Annotated in this window: 14 protein-coding genes and 1 CRISPR repeat array; of the genes, 2 read left to right on the top strand and 12 right to left on the bottom strand. The window is 37.3% G+C overall.

From position 1 onward, the window contains the following. Window position 1: 1 nt before the first annotated feature. The 9 genes from ACT5E3_RS07830 to cas1f form a co-directional block, all read right to left on the bottom strand. Entirely contained in the window at window positions 2-967 is a 966-nt protein-coding gene (locus ACT5E3_RS07830; RefSeq protein WP_444997742.1) for a hypothetical protein, read from the bottom strand. A 2-nt stretch (window positions 968-969) separates the two neighbouring features. After that, window positions 970-2,271, bottom strand: a complete 1,302-nt coding sequence (locus ACT5E3_RS07825; RefSeq protein WP_444997741.1) for a hypothetical protein — start codon at window positions 2,269-2,271, stop codon at window positions 970-972. 355 nt (window positions 2,272-2,626) lie between these two features. Further along, a CRISPR array of direct repeats spans window positions 2,627-4,155; the repeat unit is 28 nt; unit sequence TTTCTAAGCTGCCTGTGCGGCAGTGAAC. A gap of 181 nt (window positions 4,156-4,336) precedes the next feature. Further along, window positions 4,337-4,600: a hypothetical protein gene (locus tag ACT5E3_RS07820; protein WP_444997740.1), complete on the bottom strand. Its 264-nt coding sequence runs from the start codon at window positions 4,598-4,600 to the stop codon at window positions 4,337-4,339. Further along, on the bottom strand, window positions 4,600-5,139 hold the full coding sequence (locus ACT5E3_RS07815) for a DUF6036 family nucleotidyltransferase (protein ID WP_444997739.1): 540 nt from the start codon (window positions 5,137-5,139) through the stop codon (window positions 4,600-4,602). The genes ACT5E3_RS07820 and ACT5E3_RS07815 overlap by 1 nt, the downstream gene beginning before the upstream one ends. A 7-nt stretch (window positions 5,140-5,146) precedes the next feature. Next, window positions 5,147-5,698 carry a type I-F CRISPR-associated endoribonuclease Cas6/Csy4 gene (gene cas6f, locus ACT5E3_RS07810; RefSeq protein WP_444997738.1) on the bottom strand — a complete coding sequence of 184 codons (552 nt, stop codon included), beginning with the start codon at window positions 5,696-5,698 and terminating at the stop codon, window positions 5,147-5,149. Continuing rightward, the gene (cas5fv, locus tag ACT5E3_RS07805; protein WP_444997737.1) at window positions 5,698-6,732 is read right to left on the bottom strand and encodes a type I-Fv CRISPR-associated protein Cas5fv; all 1,035 of its coding nucleotides are present in this window, start codon (window positions 6,730-6,732) and stop codon (window positions 5,698-5,700) included. Before cas5fv ends, cas6f begins: the two co-directional genes overlap by 1 nt. A gap of 9 nt (window positions 6,733-6,741) precedes the next feature. Further along, the gene (gene cas7fv, locus ACT5E3_RS07800; RefSeq protein WP_444997736.1) at window positions 6,742-7,686 is read right to left on the bottom strand and encodes a type I-Fv CRISPR-associated protein Cas7fv; all 945 of its coding nucleotides are present in this window, start codon (window positions 7,684-7,686) and stop codon (window positions 6,742-6,744) included. Window positions 7,687-7,689: 3 nt separating this feature from the next. Continuing rightward, the gene (locus ACT5E3_RS07795; RefSeq protein WP_444997735.1) at window positions 7,690-10,629 is read right to left on the bottom strand and encodes a CRISPR-associated endonuclease Cas3''; all 2,940 of its coding nucleotides are present in this window, start codon (window positions 10,627-10,629) and stop codon (window positions 7,690-7,692) included. 2 nt (window positions 10,630-10,631) lie between these two features. After that, window positions 10,632-11,600, bottom strand: coding sequence for a type I-F CRISPR-associated endonuclease Cas1f (gene cas1f / locus ACT5E3_RS07790; RefSeq protein WP_444997734.1), 969 nt, complete (start codon window positions 11,598-11,600; stop codon window positions 10,632-10,634). A 330-nt stretch (window positions 11,601-11,930) separates the two neighbouring features. Here cas1f and ACT5E3_RS07785 point away from each other — a divergent pair, with 330 nt between their 5' ends. After that, window positions 11,931-13,772, top strand: coding sequence for a hypothetical protein (locus ACT5E3_RS07785; RefSeq protein WP_444997733.1), 1,842 nt, complete (start codon window positions 11,931-11,933; stop codon window positions 13,770-13,772). Between the two features lies 1 nt (window position 13,773). Continuing rightward, window positions 13,774-13,989 carry a hypothetical protein gene (locus tag ACT5E3_RS07780; RefSeq protein ID WP_444997732.1) on the top strand — a complete coding sequence of 72 codons (216 nt, stop codon included), beginning with the start codon at window positions 13,774-13,776 and terminating at the stop codon, window positions 13,987-13,989. Between the two features lie 55 nt (window positions 13,990-14,044). Here ACT5E3_RS07780 and ACT5E3_RS07775 read toward each other — a convergent pair whose 3' ends face one another. From ACT5E3_RS07775 to ACT5E3_RS07765, 3 genes are read right to left on the bottom strand one after another with little or no spacing between them, the layout of a single operon-like run. After that, complete coding sequence (locus ACT5E3_RS07775; RefSeq protein ID WP_444997731.1) at window positions 14,045-16,288, bottom strand: ATPase, T2SS/T4P/T4SS family; 2,244 nt, start codon at window positions 16,286-16,288, stop codon at window positions 14,045-14,047. 6 nt (window positions 16,289-16,294) lie between these two features. Then, window positions 16,295-17,512, bottom strand: a complete 1,218-nt coding sequence (locus tag ACT5E3_RS07770; protein WP_444997730.1) for a sensor histidine kinase — start codon at window positions 17,510-17,512, stop codon at window positions 16,295-16,297. Beyond that, window positions 17,512-18,162 (bottom strand): GTP-binding protein, encoded by a 651-nt coding sequence (locus ACT5E3_RS07765; RefSeq protein ID WP_444997729.1) that lies wholly within the window; start codon window positions 18,160-18,162, stop codon window positions 17,512-17,514. The genes ACT5E3_RS07770 and ACT5E3_RS07765 overlap by 1 nt, the downstream gene beginning before the upstream one ends. Between the last annotated feature and the right edge of the window lie 175 nt (window positions 18,163-18,337).

Here is an 18,337-nt window from a genome sequence, read left to right as displayed (position 1 = left end):
ATTAATCGGTGACTTTCTGCTCCGCCATATACCGTTGATAATCTTCCGCCTCCAACTGTTTAAACTTGTCAATGATGCCTTGGCGGATAGCCGCATCGAATTCATCCCGCTTTTTCTCTTGTGCAGCCAAGTCGGCTTGGCATATCTGATGAAATTCTTCATCCGGTAAATCATCATATTCAGGATGTTCACCAATAATACGCTTCATACACTCAAACTCAGCTTCTACTGAGACGTAATCGAATGCCAGAGTGGGTAGTGAGGTTGAAAGCTTTTCATAAGGATAGTTTTGTTGCGCCTTGGCTTGTTGTGCCCTGGCATCCTCAGATAGCTCCACTTGAAAACTCGACATGATTAAATCGGCTAATTCACTGTGTAATTGAGGGACTTTGGTATTATCCTCATACACTGTATTATGAAAAGATACCATCAATAAATGCTCATCAGTCACTGGGGTGGCATAAAAGTAATCCACTTGGTCCAGATCTTGGTCTTTATACTCTTTAAAGTGGGCCCAGTTTGTGCCATTAAAGTTGAGTAATTGATAATCACGCCTACAAGCAACGGCACTAAAGCATTCATCAAAAATATAAGCTTCCACACCGGCTTCCAAGCGACGCGCTCGAAATAAATTCTTAAATTGCGGAAAGTGAATGGCACAAACAAAAAACTTGGTTCTGCCCAAGCTGGGAAAACGGCCAAATAAGCGCGATTTGCGGTGGCCCCAGGTCTTCCCCCGAATATGAACAGCTCGAATTTTACTGAGTGAGCGACCACTAATTCTGAATAACTCGCCTTTGTCATATAAATTAATCCGTGTTTCACGGTAATTCAATTCAGGCGCAGAATAATGATTATGATAAGGTGCATCAAAACGGATAGTGGTGCCCGATAAATTGACCTCATGATGTTCCAGATTAACTAAATCAGGTCCGCTCGGATTTTTTTTAGTGGCAATAAAAGGCATTATTAACCTGCATGGTTTTGTTTAATAAAAATACCGTGACGAGTCGCTTCTTCCATAGTAGTCACTTTATAACGATTAATTTCTCGTGACTGGTTTCTTTTAATTGCCATCATATCACTCCCCCAGCGTTTGGCACCAATAATCGTGCCGGCAACGGCGAGTGCAGTACCTGCAATGGAAAGTGCTTCTGGCTGGGCGATTAATTGGTTCATCTTGGCAACGGCTTTAGTAGGGAATGCCAATATATCATTATAATAAGTCATGCCTCCTGCTGCGACTGCAGTTAATGTACTGACAGGTGTTAATAGATTGCCCTTGCTCAAAGAGCTGCCAGTGCTGGCCGCCAGTTGACGCACATTAAAGCCATTGACTAAAGCTTTTTGTTGGGAGAGTTTCATATTCGCATTTTCTCTAACATTATCAGCCAAGGGTAAGCTATGAATGGGGTTGGCATAAAAAACGGTGTGAGCACTAAAATCTGAAGCATTTTGTAAATTAGTCGGTTGAGTTTTTAACACTTGTTTTAAGGCTTGTTTAAATACATCAATGCCGCTTTCATGCAAGGTCCAGCAAAGTGGCGTTTCTCGATGCTCTCGTAATATCTGCACCAGTTTACTCACCGCTTGTGCTTGACCTTGTCGGCCTTTTTTAACGCCGGATAATTGCGTCCAGCCAGCTTTTTGTAGTCGACGGGCTTTGCTATCGACCGGATTAAAGAATAAATGATATTGATTGCCCAATGGCTGCTCACTTTGATAACCATGTTTAATCAAATCCGGTAAAAATTCAGCGGCATCGGTAATATCATCACAAAAACCATTCACTGCAATATGTTTACTTCGGCGAGCATCCAAGCGAGTCGTTTGAGCAGCAAATTCGTCTTCTCCATTTTTAATTGTATCAACTATCCAGCTATTTTTTGCTTTCTCAACTCGATAAACCCCGCAAGGCGCATCATGTTGCCTTTTTATGATATGCCTGTTTTGCACTTCAATCCGTTTAATAAAGATTTTACTATACACCACATCATAATGAATGGTGGCCCCTTCTACTGGAAGAATGCGGTTTTGCACATTATGCCCAAAAAAGCTTTGCATAAAACCGTGGCCTTTCAGGCTGTTGAGCTGCCGCATAATGTACTGCATATTAAAGTTATTGGCTAACCCTCTTTGAATGGCTTTAATCGCTTCTGCTTGTGATTCTTCGTAATAAATCTCTCGTCCACAGACGTGGCCTTTGTGATTGAGATTAAAAGAGGTATTAAGGGGGAACCATTTCCCTGCGGGTATATTTTTATCGGCCATGCACTGTCTCCTGTTGTGGCTTTATTGGCTAAGTTTTTAAATGTTTATGTTTGTTTTCAATGATGAATGTTAGCGATTGGTTTTAGACTGAACACTATCCTTATGTGGGGTGGTATTTTGTCTTTAATGCTTAACGAATGGTTTGGAATCTTAACAGAGTTTTTTTGTGATGAAAACACGCTATTTATATGGTGTTAAGTTATTAGAACTCGATCACAAAATTAAGTTCTGTTTTTATTTTAAGTCATCAACTACTGGTGAGTTGATTCAATCAGTTTTCTAGCTTTCTATGTCTTTTTATATTAAAAGTGCAAAAACTTAGCAGAGTCCAGTCATTGTACTTTCGAATAATGATTTTCTAAGCTGCCTGTGCGGCAGTGAACATTTTAATTACTCTGTTCATCGTTTGTCTGATTTTCTAAGCTGCCTGTGCGGCAGTGAACTTTTTTAATGAGTTTTTGCAACGCCTTCTTTTTTTCTAAGCTGCCTGTGCGGCAGTGAACCAGTAATTCGTTTCTTTAAAATTTCATCTTAATTTCTAAGCTGCCTGTGCGGCAGTGAACTCAGCTTCGGAGTTCTTGTAGGGTTTTTGGCATTTCTAAGCTGCCTGTGCGGCAGTGAACGATAACGTTGAGCAAGCAAGGGGAGCGCTAGATTTCTAAGCTGCCTGTGCGGCAGTGAACTTATCGGAAGACAGCTTGAAAAATCTACATCATTTCTAAGCTGCCTGTGCGGCAGTGAACTTTTGCAGATACCTCCTGGGCATCCGCCTCCTTTTCTAAGCTGCCTGTGCGGCAGTGAACGTCCACGTACATGAGCACCTATTTCTATAAGATTTCTAAGCTGCCTGTGCGGCAGTGAACGTTTGTTTGAGTAATTATAACCGTCACGTATATTTCTAAGCTGCCTGTGCGGCAGTGAACGCTCTGCGTGATGCTCAGCTAATCAGTGATAATTTCTAAGCTGCCTGTGCGGCAGTGAACATTTTTTTACCATCACATAAACTATAATTAGATTTCTAAGCTGCCTGTGCGGCAGTGAACTGGTTGATTCTAATAAATCAATAGTTTTAACATTTCTAAGCTGCCTGTGCGGCAGTGAACGCATATCCTTTATCTAAATCTTCTTTTAAAAATTTCTAAGCTGCCTGTGCGGCAGTGAACATTTCGCGGAAGGGAAGCCGTTAGGTGAGACATTTCTAAGCTGCCTGTGCGGCAGTGAACAGAGTATAGAGAAATGCCCGAGCGTACTCTTATTTCTAAGCTGCCTGTGCGGCAGTGAACATCGAGTGTGGGCTAGCATACGCCCAAAATCATTTCTAAGCTGCCTGTGCGGCAGTGAACAAACCCGATAAAGAAGGCCGTCAAATTCTTTGTTTCTAAGCTGCCTGTGCGGCAGTGAACGGCGCTTTGTCATTGTTAAGCCAGTTTTTAAGTTTCTAAGCTGCCTGTGCGGCAGTGAACCACCAAGAAGAGTGCTTGAAAAGTTAGATAGATTTCTAAGCTGCCTGTGCGGCAGTGAACATTCGCAAACACCATTTTTACAGTGGTCTTCCTTTCTAAGCTGCCTGTGCGGCAGTGAACAAGAAGAATCACCCAGCGTTCACACTATATCATTTCTAAGCTGCCTGTGCGGCAGTGAACATTTAACAACTGGCGCAGCGAATGATTTATCTTTTCTAAGCTGCCTGTGCGGCAGTGAACGCACTGAAACAGTTTGGTGTAACTTCGACCCATTTCTAAGCTGCCTGTGCGGCAGTGAACATCAAGGATGCCCCCCCATTACTATTTGTAAAATTTCTAAGCTGCCTGTGCGGCAGTGAACTTAACAACTTTTTGCTCTACGAGTCGCCATGCTTTCTAAGCTGCCTGTGCGGCAGTGAACTACAGTATAAACGCAAAAAATTAAGTTACAACAATAACTTAAGTAAAAATTAGGCAAAATACCTTCTTTTTTAAGCACTATTGTAACTTATTGATAAATAAACAAATTTTTAAAGAGCAAAAATAAAGGGTTAAAATAAGTTCCAGCACGCCCGTTTATAAATTATGGAATAACTATTAATTTATTTATTGTCAATAATCATTGATATTTTTTCTGGTGTCATTTCCGTCCAGCCGGAAATATGAAAGCGTGTAACCGCATTTCGCCAAGCTGTATAAAGAGATGGATCGGTAACGGCTAAATGAGTAGGCGCATCCTGCTGAGCAAGTCGAGCAATCTCCTTAAGAAGTTCAAAATCTCTTTTTTGAACAACTTTGACTATTTCATCTTTTAACAACACATCTAAAGCATTAACATACAACGTTCTAGGATCTGAATGATTCATTAGCCACCTTTTGAAACCAGTTGAACAAATACCATATTTTCTTTTGCTATTTTTCTGTGTTGACTATCAGGAAAATTGCTAATTGCGTTATCAATTTCATGCTTCTTAATGTTACGCTGACGAATCCACCAGACAACATCTCTTATATCATTATCATTGGCCCGAACAAGCTTTGAAGCAGAAATAATCGCCGGGGCAGGCATAACCAGTTTTAAGTTTCCAAATTGTGCTAGAGTTTCGGTTTCAAATTTTTTCGGCAAAGCAACAAATCCAGAACGTACTATTTGAAAATAAATACTGCCCGGCTCAACTTCGCCTTTTGGATCATAAAGAATTCCAACCTTTACGCAAGCTCTGGATAATTTTCCGCTATCGTAAACGGAGTTTGTATACCAAACATCAATCCTTTGTGTTTTGCGAAACAGTTGCCCACTCAAAATAGCTGGTGAACTACCAAACACACATAAAATTGTTGGCGTATCTAATTCTTCACCTAACAACTGAAATACTCGTTCTATCTTTGCTTTATCTAATGCCATGAAAAAATTAAAACCAAGGTACAGTAGCTGTTTTAGAAAGCCCGTAACTATCAAATTCCCCACTTTGTGAATCCTTTCTAATTTCTCCAAAATTAAAGAATTTACGATACACCTGTCCTCTAGAAGCACTGACTAAATCCAAGTATGGATTATCGAAGCCTTGGGAGAACATTTTTTGTTTATACCGTTTGATTCCTTCCTCATCCAAACTGCCTCGCGCTATCAAACGTCTCAGTTTAGCATTACTCATGTTGCTTCTTTTAGAAGATATGCAACGGTACATAATATTTTCAGGCACTTCTAAAATATCACCCTCCTCGCATGCACCTTTCAGAGAACCAAGCCAACCCAAGCCATTTAGGTCATTTAACAAGCTTTGACTGCCGTGGATACGAAAAGTTAAACCTAATTTAAAATTTACTTTAGGAAAACTAATACCAACTTGATCAGTTTTCAGAGTAACTAAAGCCTTATGAAATTTTGTGTAGATTTTACTCGTTAACTCTGCTTCACGCATTTCAGCATCTGGATTTAGTTTAATATCAATATAATGCTCCATTATATCCTCCTTGGGCGAGTGTCAATTTTCGAGACATAAGCCAAACCTTTTTTTCCGAGATAAAAGCTAGAAACGCCAGCATTTTCGATCATGCTACTTATTTCTTCGGCTTTCTCTCTATTGATATCAATTTCAATTTCAAGTTGACCACTTGCTTTTGTCATCAAGTGCTTTATTTTTCCTTCACCTTTTACGAACTCTTCATGAATATAAGGGTTACCCCAAATCTTCTTTTTGTCGCCAGTAGTATATCTCGACATAAAATCCTTTTTTGTAAAACCATTATTTGAAATCCCGCTAATACCACCAGCTTTCGTTCTAGCAGTACTCATGTCGAACTTATTATCTGATAATAAATCTAACTGCAAATACAATGAGGAACAATATAAAGAAATGGGATAAATGAATCCGTTCTTATTTAACCCTTTAAATTTAACGAACTTATCTGACAATAATTTATAAGCCTCGTTCGCAATACCTATATTCTCAATAGGTTTCAATTTATTTAGTTCTTCTAATCTAGCAATTATTAATAAAGGATCAGCAAATACTTCTACATTGGGTAGGTTTTTAGTGACTACAAATTGATAGAGTTGTTCTATGTCCAAAAATAGCACGGACCAAAATTCCTTTGAATAATCGGATAAAAATATTGGGTCATTTACTTTTATCATCCCTGTATAAGAATTTTGATCTGTGCTTCCAGAAATATTCCGAATGTAAGTCATTTCATGATTAATGACATTTGGATAGTCTTGAAAACTAATTGACGATTCTAAATCTCTAAAATAATAGTCATTTGAGTTTCTAGCTTGATATAGCTTTTTTTGGTCTCCAATTAAACGATTAACGATTCCCATTACTGTATCTATAGTAACTTCACGTTTAATAAAATTAACTTCATTATTTAAATTTTTCATTGAACCAATAAATTTACGGTACGTACCATCTTTTTGTTTTGGAAGCGGCTCATTATTACTGCCATCCAAGAAAGAGTTCCGCCATGAAGAATCATATTCAATAACAATTCTCATAGCCACCTCCTATTTAGAGCTAAAATAACTAGCATATTCGGATGATGGCTTTTGCGAAATACTACCTTCATCTCTTTTAATACGCATCATCTTGCTGCTATCGTTATAATCCACAAGAATATTGTCAACATACATATAGGACTTTGCTTGACGAATTGAAAGTTCAGAAATTAGAGTCAAAGTATATTCGACTAATACTTGTATAGCATCATTATTGAGTAATATTCCGTGTTCACCTTCTTCGAATATAGTTCCCTTGCGCACATAGTTCGGATGAAATGTTACTATTGGATTCAAGTTATTATTTAATGATTGAATAAAGTTTTGTATTTCCAAAGCCAAAGGTTCGCCTTGTCCTTCTTTTAATTCCATAGCTTCACGATCAAATTTTTTATCTAGAGAAATAAATTGTAATTGCTCAATACTAATTGATCCATAAGAAATATATTTAGTATCACCAAAAGTCGTTTTAGAATAAAATGAAGAACTATCTCTCTCCCCAGCTTGACCAAATTGCTCAAAATTTCCATTACCCAATTGATCGACAAAATCCTCTATCAATAAAGGACTGGTTCTTTTATTTTGACTCGTAGGAACTACATATCCACGAATTAACCCTGTTATCGACGCTAAAACCTTCTCAAGATTCGTTTTCTTTGCAAAATGTAAGTCATAAGCTTGAGGTTTAAAAAGGTGATGTCGAATGCAGTTTTGACTAATATAAAGTGGTGTTTTTTTAAAATCTATGTCTGTCGGTTCTTTTCTATATTTATAACCACTATCTTTTACTTTTCCTGAAAGGTTGCTATAGCCACGTAATTTGGGGAGTGTATGATTATCAACTGTCGTTCCATTTTCTTGTGCAAGATTAGTCGGTCCATTCCAGTTAACAACACCGTGACCTAATGCAGTAATTTTAAAATCGACACTTTTAATACCCGTTACTTTTTCCATGAGTTATTCCTCGTTTATTGTTGAGTTGAAAAGATTTTTAATTGAAATTGCACCTATCGACTGTTTGTCACATATTGCGTAATAAATTGCTTCACTATGTCTTGCTGATTCTCCACCAACAGCATCAAGATCATTAGGTGTATAGCTTAAATATATGGGGGTTTCAGCATTTCTAGCTTCATTGATTAGAACTAGATCGTTATAGGCTTTTTTCCCTCCCATAATTCTATGATGTTTCTTCGCCATGTGTGCCAATAAATTTTTACTACTGTCACTATAGCCTTGAATTAAATCACAAGATGCGGTTAGGTTATCGATCTCACTTTGTTCGTCCATAGGGATTTCGTAAGCATATTGATTCAAAAATATAGGATGTGATGTTTTATCAATTTCACAAACAGCCATCTGCACAAAACGATTATTTCCACGCAAAGAAGTTTTACTTATTTTTCCTCGCTTTTTATTCTTACTCGCTTTCTTTGGAATAATAAATGGTTCGATAACTTTATCGTTTATTTGTTCGACGCTCTTCTTAAAGCACATATTTAGGTCTTCCTCGATCAATGATTTTGAATGGCTTGTTGAATGAAATGATTCATAGACTTGATAAATTTCAGGTAAAGTAAAAACTTTCCCTTCAAGCTCTGCGACTAAAACCTTATACCATGTTTTAGTCGATACAAGACAAAATTTTCGTGCAAGAAATCGACCACATGCTCCCAAGCCTTTACCTTGTTCAATAGTTTCAGGTATTGCCATATCAAACTGATTAACTTTATCGTTCTCACCAAACCGATCGAGTCGTCCAAGGCGTTGCAATGTATCTTCAGCATTCGCAATTTCCGATATCATGTGACCACAACTGATATTAAGCGACGCTTGTACAATTGGGCCACTGCGTAAAACGTCGTAGCGCTGAGTACCATTTTGTTTAAATGATTCATAAACTTCTTCAAACCATTTTAGCTTATCACTCTTTTTGAATTTCGAATGAAATAACACGGAATTCTCCTCGTGTTGATTTCGAATAAAACTCTTTTGTGCAGAAATTGCAGTATTACTAATAACAAATGCGTTATCAGACCGTTTCTTGAACAACGGATTCAGATCATTTTCTATAGTTTCGTCATAGGTAATAAAATCAAACTGATACTTACTTAAATTAAAAGATGGCATTGTAACAATGTCGTACTTATCTATGTCTAAAACATTATTTAGATAGCAGTAATGTGGTGTAGCAGAAACTAACAACGTTTTCGCACATTTTTCATTAATATTTTTACAAGCAATTAGCTCAGCAAACAATAAGTTAAATACAGGCATAGAAACATATTCATGAAACTCATCGAACACAACATGGGTATTAAGAAAGTCAATTAACGAATCAACCCTAGTATGGCTTATTATTGAATTTAGAATTTGATCAATCGTTGTAATAATTATCTCGGCAGAAAAATAATCTGTCTCTTTAGTCGTGTTTCCCCAACGATTGGTGAATTTAAATTCCCCTGTGTTAATTTCAACATTAGAGTTTGGCAAATATCTGTCGGAAGTCAGTTCATCAAACATTCCCTGACAAACCTGAACGCGCGGACAAATCCAAATTATTTTCTTGGATTTCTGTAAACTAGCCCACTCTAAAGCGATTTTAGTTTTCCCGCAACCAGCAGCACCAGCTAAAACAGCAACACTTTGTATGTCAGCTAATTCCAGTGCCACATTATGCTGCTTTGTAGTGCGTTCACTTTTTGGAAAATTACTAATACATTGATTAATTTCCGATGACAAGTTTGACTCTTGAAGAAGTGCATTATTCACTATTTCATCGAGTTCCTTGTTCTTAATCTGTGAATGGAGTGTTTCATTGGTAAGTGCAGAAACTAGTCTATCTGCTGATATCACACAACTACGAATAATGTTGTTTTTAGCATTGGTACGAATATCTTTTTGATAATCAATTAAGTTGTCTTTACTGTGATAGGATTTAAAAAATGGCAGCAGCGGCGCATCATCTAACGTGTCAATATCAATTGCGACATATTCTTCATTTATCACATCAGATAAGCTAGATTCGCTAGTGCTACGATACTCTTTGTCAATTTTCACAACTTTAAGTAATAAGCTATGCGATTTCTCTAGCAGCTCAGAAAATGTTGTATTCAACAAATTCTTTTCCAATTTCATGTGGAAGTCAGAATAGCTGTCAAAGTCATTTTCAACGTTCTTTTTTCGAAACGGTTTTGCATGATGCCAAAATATCGCATGTTTGATCGAACGTTTATTTTCTAGATTGATAAGTGATTTTGTTGGGATATCTAGTAAATGATATAACAATACAGATATTTCATTATGCCTTGGATGTTTGTCGAAGCTGAACTTTGAATCTATATGTTGACCATCTTCAGCTTCAAAGTTTTTCTGCTTTGGATTAACAACCCAAGATTGAAAGTTCGGATCAATTTTACCTATATCGTGTAATCCTCCCGCAATAAAACACGCATTAGAAAAATTATTATCATTATCCGGAAAAAGTGTTTTATAAAGCTTTTCTGCAACATAGCCAACTGCAAATAAGTGTTCATCGAGGCGCTGCAAATGTGTGTTTGCGTATAATCCCCCTTTTATTGGTTTGTTAGTTGATATATCCATAAATAACTCCTTAGTAGTCCAGTTCACAGGGGTAATCCCTTGATAATTAAATTTTTCTTTTGATCCAATCACCCAAACTAGCTGGCTGCGACTCCGCGAGCGTATCCAATGACAACTTACAGCCGTACTCTTGCTAGCAGTTCTTCTCAATAAGAGTTTTACCGCCAATAGCCCCTCATTAGTAATCACCGTCTGCCAAACATTATCGCCAATGCGATTAGCAAAGGCATCTAACACCCGCCTAGTTTTCTTGAGCGCATTCTTTTCACACTGGCTGACAAATGTAACCATCATAGCTAAACATCTCCCTGACCAAGATCATCCCAATCGGTTTTAAGCGCAATTTCCTTCACTACATCAAACATAAAATCCAACACTTTATGATCAGTAAACGCTTGTAAACACTGTTGCCTAAACTCTTGCTCTGTAGCATTTTCTTTGGCACAAATAAACGCCCAAGGTAATACCACCGAATCTTTAATTAGATCGGCCACATCGAAAACCAAAGCGCCGCGCCGTGTTTTTCCATGAAGCACCGCAAAACCATGTGGAATACCTAACACCCACAAAGTGGTTGCCGCTAATCCATAAGCGAGATAATTACCATGATTTAAAAAATCATTCGCTAAATCAGTAGATTCACGGTTACGCACAAAATCAGAAATTTTAGTATTAGTGGCTGCAATTTTATAAAGCCGTTTAGTCAGTTCAGCTTCAAGTTGTAACAACTTACCCACATTCACCGCATGCTGAATTTTTTCACAAGTCAAATTCAATGCACTCTGAATCAATTCATCATCACAATGAAAACCTTCATTCATTAAATCTCTATCTTTTGACCAGACTCGTTTTAAAAATGCAATGCGTGATTGCTGGATTTGTTTGGCGGCAACTAAACGCTTTACATCATCAAACCAAAAAGACATCCAGCCTTGAATATATTCTGTGGGGCGATATTCACTTTGCGGTGTGAGCCATTCAACTTCTGTGGCGGCAATCAAAGGCGTTCCACCGCCACCACAAAAACCAACTAAAACACCTGCTTGAGATAACATTCGCATAGCGGCTTGAGTAATCGATGTACCAGTACCTAATAAAATAACAGTGGTGTTGGCTATAGGAATATTCCAATATTGATAATCTTTTTTAGCTTCAGTTAAATACAGCACGCGCCCATCTTTTTGCATCACTCGACAATATTCTAAATAATAAAGGTTGGCTCGTTTGGAATGAAGAATTGCTTTTAAATCAGTTAACTGTTCCATGTTGATCATTCTTAAATAGATTGTAGATATGACAAACACTATAACAACTAAATATTCCTCTCTCAATACTAGGCATATAGATGTGTATACTTTTCAAGCAGACAAACTTAACATGCCACAAAACAATAATACTTAACTAAAAAACTTTTGTTTAAAGCTAGAGCATACCTATACAAAAAAGAAAAAAAGAAAAAAAGAAAATAATAAACTAATGAGATATTTACAGAATAAATTAATATTTTCGAGCCATTGAAGTCCCAATTAATTGGAGTAATTTTTTTTTTAAACTACGCTTTTAGTCACTAAAAATTGAATTAAACAGGGGCTACTATGTTAAAAATAATTCAAATATTATTCATCATAAGTTTATGTCAAATTATCGCCTGTGGAGGTAGCAGTAGCGATGATGATACAACTCCAGAACAAAAAGGTATTTTAATCATTAATGTTTCCGGTCTTCCTGACGGAACAAATGCCGATATAACCGTGACTGGTCCTAATAACTACAGCCAAACAGTAACTGCAACAACAACTCTCAGCAATTTAACCGTGGGCAGTTATACTGTAACAGCAAGCCAGGTTGAATCAAGCAATGTGAGTTACCTACCCGCACTCAGTAGCCAAAGTGCATTAGTGGCCGCTTTAGAAACCACAGCAATCGCCGTAGTTTACGCAGAACTCACTCAAACCAGTCAACAACCTTTTCCTAGCGGATTAGTGGCCGCATCGCCAACCGACATTTCTGCGACTAGTACAGGCCAAAATACCCCCGTTTTTATGGCTCCGGCCACCACCACTTGGACCACGGCTTATGCCGATGCAATTACCCGAATTAACCAATTACTCAATGGTGAAATTGCCGTAAACAATGCTTTTACTCCCGATTCATTTTTTGCATCGGGTAACAATGCCAACTGTTATGGACCTTCGCTCAAGTATAGTGATCATCCCGATGGTGCAATACCAAACAGCGGTGAACTACCAGGTGGTGACTTAATGATTTGGCAAGAGGTCGATTCAATTTCTGGGCATACCTGTTCAGCGGCTCAATTGAACCAACGTTTAAATGGCGTTAAAAACCAATCGTTCGCAGCTCTAATGAGTTTAGCCAGTATGCTAGTGGTAGCCGATGCCACCTCACAAAGTTTACCAGGGGTTGGTGCTACTTTAGATTTAACCGATGAAATGAATGCCCTAGGCATACCGGGTATTACATTTAGCGCCGCAACGATTACACAACCAACAGCTAGCAATTATCAATATGAGCAAGCTTATAGCTATGATAACTCAACCGATGTATATGATATTACCGTATCGATGCAACACACCCCTGGTACTAGTGAATATGAATATAGCGGCTTAATGGCTTACACAATTACCGGGGACAATAGCATTTTTGGCGGAGGTAATTGCCAACAAAGTGATAGAACCTTAAATGGCTCTCTGGCCTATGAGCGTACCAGCCAAACAGCATTAGCTTTTCAATCTCGAACAGCCACTTTATGTGGTGCCAATATTTCAGGTTTTGTAACAGATAATACCGCCGATGACTTTGGTCAGGTGGATGTTGATAATCGCTATAACCAATCCACCAACCCCAATGGCTGGAGTGAAAACTTCAATTTATTTGGCGCACAATTAAATCCTGAAAACTTAGAGGGAAGTTATGCTTATGTATGGCAAGCAGGTGTTGGCGATAGCCATACACGAACTTTTTTAATGGGGGTCAACTATAATGAAACTGGCGGAACAAGCATTATTAATGGTGAAGCTTATGCTGGTTTTGGCGCGTCGATAGAATCTAGTAATGGTAGTATTCAAGGCATTATTTGCAACTGGGCAGGACCAGGTAATAACCATAGCCTGCAACCTTATGTACAACGACAATTTTTCTCGTTAAATGAAAGTAACAACCTATTTGAAACGCCAACCGGCGGTTCAGATATCGCTTATGCTGCAACCAACAGTTGTAGTTATGATGGTACAGGTAGTTTTACTTTTGATACTGACTTAGATGGTGATCTTAGTGATGAAACAGCAGCCGCTGCGATTAGTGCCGATCTGATGAGTGCCTTTGATTTAGATAGCGATGGAACAGCAACCATTCCAGAAGCAATCCAAAACAGGGGTTATACACTACCGACTATTCCAGGTGGCTTTCCTGTTAATTAATATGGATGTTAATAGATATGTTAATGATAATTATACCGTTGATGCATTGGCTTGGCTATGTAAGGTTATTATCAAACACAAAAATCCACGTTACAAAGATTTACTTAAAAAAGTAGCTGATGAAGCACGTTCTAGAAAGTTAAGAAGATATGCAAAACGCGCATTAGAATCGTTACCCTCTCATGAGGTTGAACAATTTATACCAACCAAAAAATAATTCGCTTGAATAATAGTGAGAGCAAAGTACTGAAAGGCTATTCATGCTCTCATTATTAATCATTTATATTAAAGTCTTGTGCCCCTAACACTCTCAAAACTTCATCAATACTAACTAACCCTTGCGATATTTTAACAATAGCATCTTCCACAATTGTTTTTAAACCGTTACGCTTGGCAATTTCAGCAATCTCTATAAAATTACCACCATTGGCAATCGCATCTTGAATTTGTTCATCCATAATGAGTACTTCATAAAGACCTATACGTCCTTTTAACCCTGCGCCCTGACAATGTTCACAACCTTCAGCTTGATAAACGCTATTGTCGCCCGATGTTACTTTAATACCTAGTAATTTAAGTTTTTTAGGTTCAGGTGTTACCATTTTTTTACAGTGTTGACATAGCTTTCTGACTAAACGTTGAGCAACAATTGCAACTAATGCCGATGCAACTACATAAGGCCGTAATCCTAAATCAAATAAGCGGGCTAGCGTAGCTAATGCTGAGTTAGTATGCAAAGTTGAATAAACAACGTGCCCTGTTAACGCTGCTTGAAAAGCAATATTAGCTGTTTCAAAATCTCTGATTTCACCCACTAAAATGGTATCGGGATCTTGGCGTAATACAGCTTTTAGCACAGTCGGAAAATCTAGTTTAATATTTTCTTTAACCATCACTTGCCCGGCATTATCCATATAATACTCAACCGGATCTTCAATAGTAATATAATTTTTCTCTGTTGATTGATTTTGCCGTAACATCGAATAAAGTGTTGTTGTTTTACCACTGCCAGTTGGTCCTGTTGCTAAAATAATTCCTTGAGGCTGAGTACTTACATAATCAAGTTTTTGTAGTTGCTCTTGACTAAAACCTAATTCAGAAAGCTCGATAGTTGAAGCATTACGATCTAACAACCGCATAACAATTTTTTCACCGTTTATCGTCGGTAAAGTCGACAATCTTAAATCAACAATTTTTAATGGTGACTTAACCGTTATTCTTCCGTCTTGCGGCCTTCTTCTTTCTGTAATATCGAGTTCGGCCATAATTTTTATTCGGGAAACCAGCGGCATTTGTAAACTCAAAGGCGCTTGAATTTTATCATGTAGAACACCGTCAATACGATAACGAATTAAAATACATTTTGCTGTCGGCTGTATATGAATGTCACTAGCATTAAGACGTATAGCTTCCATAATAATCGCATTGGCTAAACGAATAGCAGGAGGTTCATTAGTCCCTTCGAGTAACTCGGACAACCCAATATCTTCATCATCTTCAATAATGATTTCAATCGAGTCAACGGGATCGTTGAGTGCAGCTAAACTTTCAAAATCAGAAATATCTGTAGAATCACCAAAAACCTCTTCTAGTTTTCGTTCAATATCTTTACAGTCAGCCATAACAATATTAAAGTCTAAACCACTGGTAAACTTTAAATTTTCGAGTAAGCCTTCATCAAGCGGATCTGCCATCACTAAGGTCACTCTTTTACCTGTTTGTTTAATTGGCAATAATAATTGCTGCTTACAAAATTTAGCAGGAATAAGACTACTAACGGCAGGATCAACATTAAACTCAGATAAAATCACTTCTTCAATAAAGAAGTCTTTCTTAATTACTTTACGAATTTCTTTTTCAGTTACCCAATCTTGTGATAATAAAACTTTTATAGCGGGTATTTTAACTTTCATTTGTTGATTAAGTACTTTTTGAACCTGCGCATCTTTAAGTAAGCCTTTTTTATTGAGTACCATTAAAAGCTGACTTCGATTAGACGATGCCATTTTAGACAGCATCGATAAATCTTTGCGGCTTTGTTCATTTTCACTTGTTAATACTTGATTACGTTGCTTTAACTCATACTGTTCTAATGCCAGTGCCACACTCACTCTAATATCATTATCATCCCAGGGCTTTAAAATAAATTTATAAACGGCTCCTTCATTAATGGCTGTCATTACAGCATTAGTATCAGCCTGACCAGTGAGCATTATTCGAATAATTTCAGGGTGTTCTTTTTTAACTTCTCTTAAAAAATCAGCACCATTCATTTTGGGCATTTTGAAATCAGAAATAACTAAGTGAACATGCTCCTTTTTTAAAAGGTTTAGTGCATCTAAGGGGTTGTCACTTGTTAATATTGCATAGTTTTCTTTACGGAAACAGCGTACTAATGATCGCAGTACAGGAGGTTCATCATCAACGAGTAAAATCCGATATTGGCTAACACCCTGGCCTTGAGAAGTGACCGATTCACTTTTTTCACCAGTAAAGAGTTCACTATATGATTGCATTGTATTTTAGTTCTTAACGGGTAATCTAATTTCAACCTGAGTTCCTACATTAGGCTGGCTATTGATTTGAATCTTTCCTGAATGAGCATTAACCACATCTCTGCAAACGGTTAAACCTAACCCCGTTCCACCACCAACATCATGCGTTGTAAAAAAAGGATCAAATATTTTTTTTAATACGTCTTCTCCCATCCCTTTCCCTGTATCAGAAACTACAATTAAAATTTCATTCGATTCCATACCGCAAGTCAAGTTAATACTGCCAGCTTCAGCCGTTGCATCAACCGCATTATTTAAAAGATTAATTAACATTTGGTTGATATGATTAGGGTAGCATATTGTTTTTTCTACTGGTGATAATTGCATTTTGATTTTATCTTTGTTTTTTTCCGATAATAAAAAGCTATTAACGACTGCCTCTATATTGACTTTAAGATCGGCAATTTCTTCTTCAGATTTTTCAATATCTGAAAATTTCTTTAAGTCAGCAACAATTGCCGATACTCTTGCAGCGCCTTCATAGGACTCGTTTATTAACTCTAAGAAGTCGTCAAGAATCTCATCAATACTTTCTTTATCCAGCTCATGAAGCTTATTAGCGAGTGTTAGTAATTCATAAATCAACTGGAAGTATCCATATAACTCTGTTAAATACTCTGCGGCTGTATTAAGATTACTTTTAATGAAACCAATTGGATTATTCACTTCATGAGCAACACCTGCCGCTAATTGTCCGATAGATGCCATTTTTTCAGTTTCATACAATTGTCTCTGAGAAACCTCTATCATGTTAACTTGTGTTTTTACTCTTGCCTCAAGTGTTTCGGAAAGTTGCTTATACTTTTTTTCAGACACTTCTAACGCTTGGCTCTTTTTCAACAATGCATCATAATCTTCCTGAATTGTTTGAATATGCAAATCGGAACTCATTTGATATCGCCAATTGGTTTGCATAATATCAACAATTAATTCAGCAACGGCACTTGCCAGTTCCTTTTTTGGGTGAGGAACTTTTAATATTCCGACAACTTCTAGTTCTGGTACTAATTCAATTTCACAATAATCATTCAAACGGCCGGCACCAGTTAGCATCTCTCCATTGTTATCTTCTATTAAAAATGACTCAACGCCTATGTTTAATAAACTCTTTTTAATCTTTAACTGACTTTGTTTAGGAATCAGTTCTTTTAAAGTAAAGTTACGTTCAAAATCTGAAATAATCATCAGATTTTCTCTCCAGTAATCTGTTCAATAAATGCATTTCGACTAAGTTGATGTTCGGTGTTTAATCGGTATTCAGATAATGAGTCGTAAAGTAAACCGAGTAAGTGAGTAAAGGTTTCGAGCACACCTTTTTGAGACAACGCGCTGGCAAAAAATAGCTTCCAGGGTGTTTGCTGCCAGCGCTCAAATAAAACTTCCTGCGAAACAATATTGGGTAAATCTCGTTTATTAAACTGTATTACTATTGGTGTTTTCTCTACATTTAGACCAACTAACTGCATATTTTGTATGAGGTTATCAAATGACTCAGCATTATTCTCCGACTGGTTAACCTGAGAGTCAGCAACAAATACAACCGCATCGGCCCTTGATAGAACCGCTTTTCTGGTACTGTTGTGTACAACTTGACCAGGTACGGTATATATTTTTAACTTAATGAGAGTGCCTAACTGAGTTTTTACCCCTAAAGGTAATAAATCAAAGAATAAAGTTCTGTCATTTTGTGTTTCGAGTACTTGCATATCTCCTTTAAGTTCAGGCTGTAATAGGTCATGTAACGCAATTAAATTAGTCGTTTTACCACTTAATGCAGGTCCATAAAACACGAGTTTTAACAATAAGGTATTTTTATCTTCATCCCAACTAGCCATAATAAGCGGTTCCAAACTTTGTATAGAATTATAATTCCATACTATAAGTTATAGTTCAAAACGACTAATATTGCTCACTGTATAATGAGCTTTAATCTCAATATATAGCCCTTTCTTATAATACCTGCCAACAAAAAACAGGCATCAATAATCCAATAACGATAGAAAAACTCGT

This window comes from Aliikangiella litoralis, from assembly GCF_052495765.1.
The sequence above is the reverse complement of the archived record's forward strand: the minus strand, read 5'-3'. Positions and strand labels throughout refer to the sequence as shown.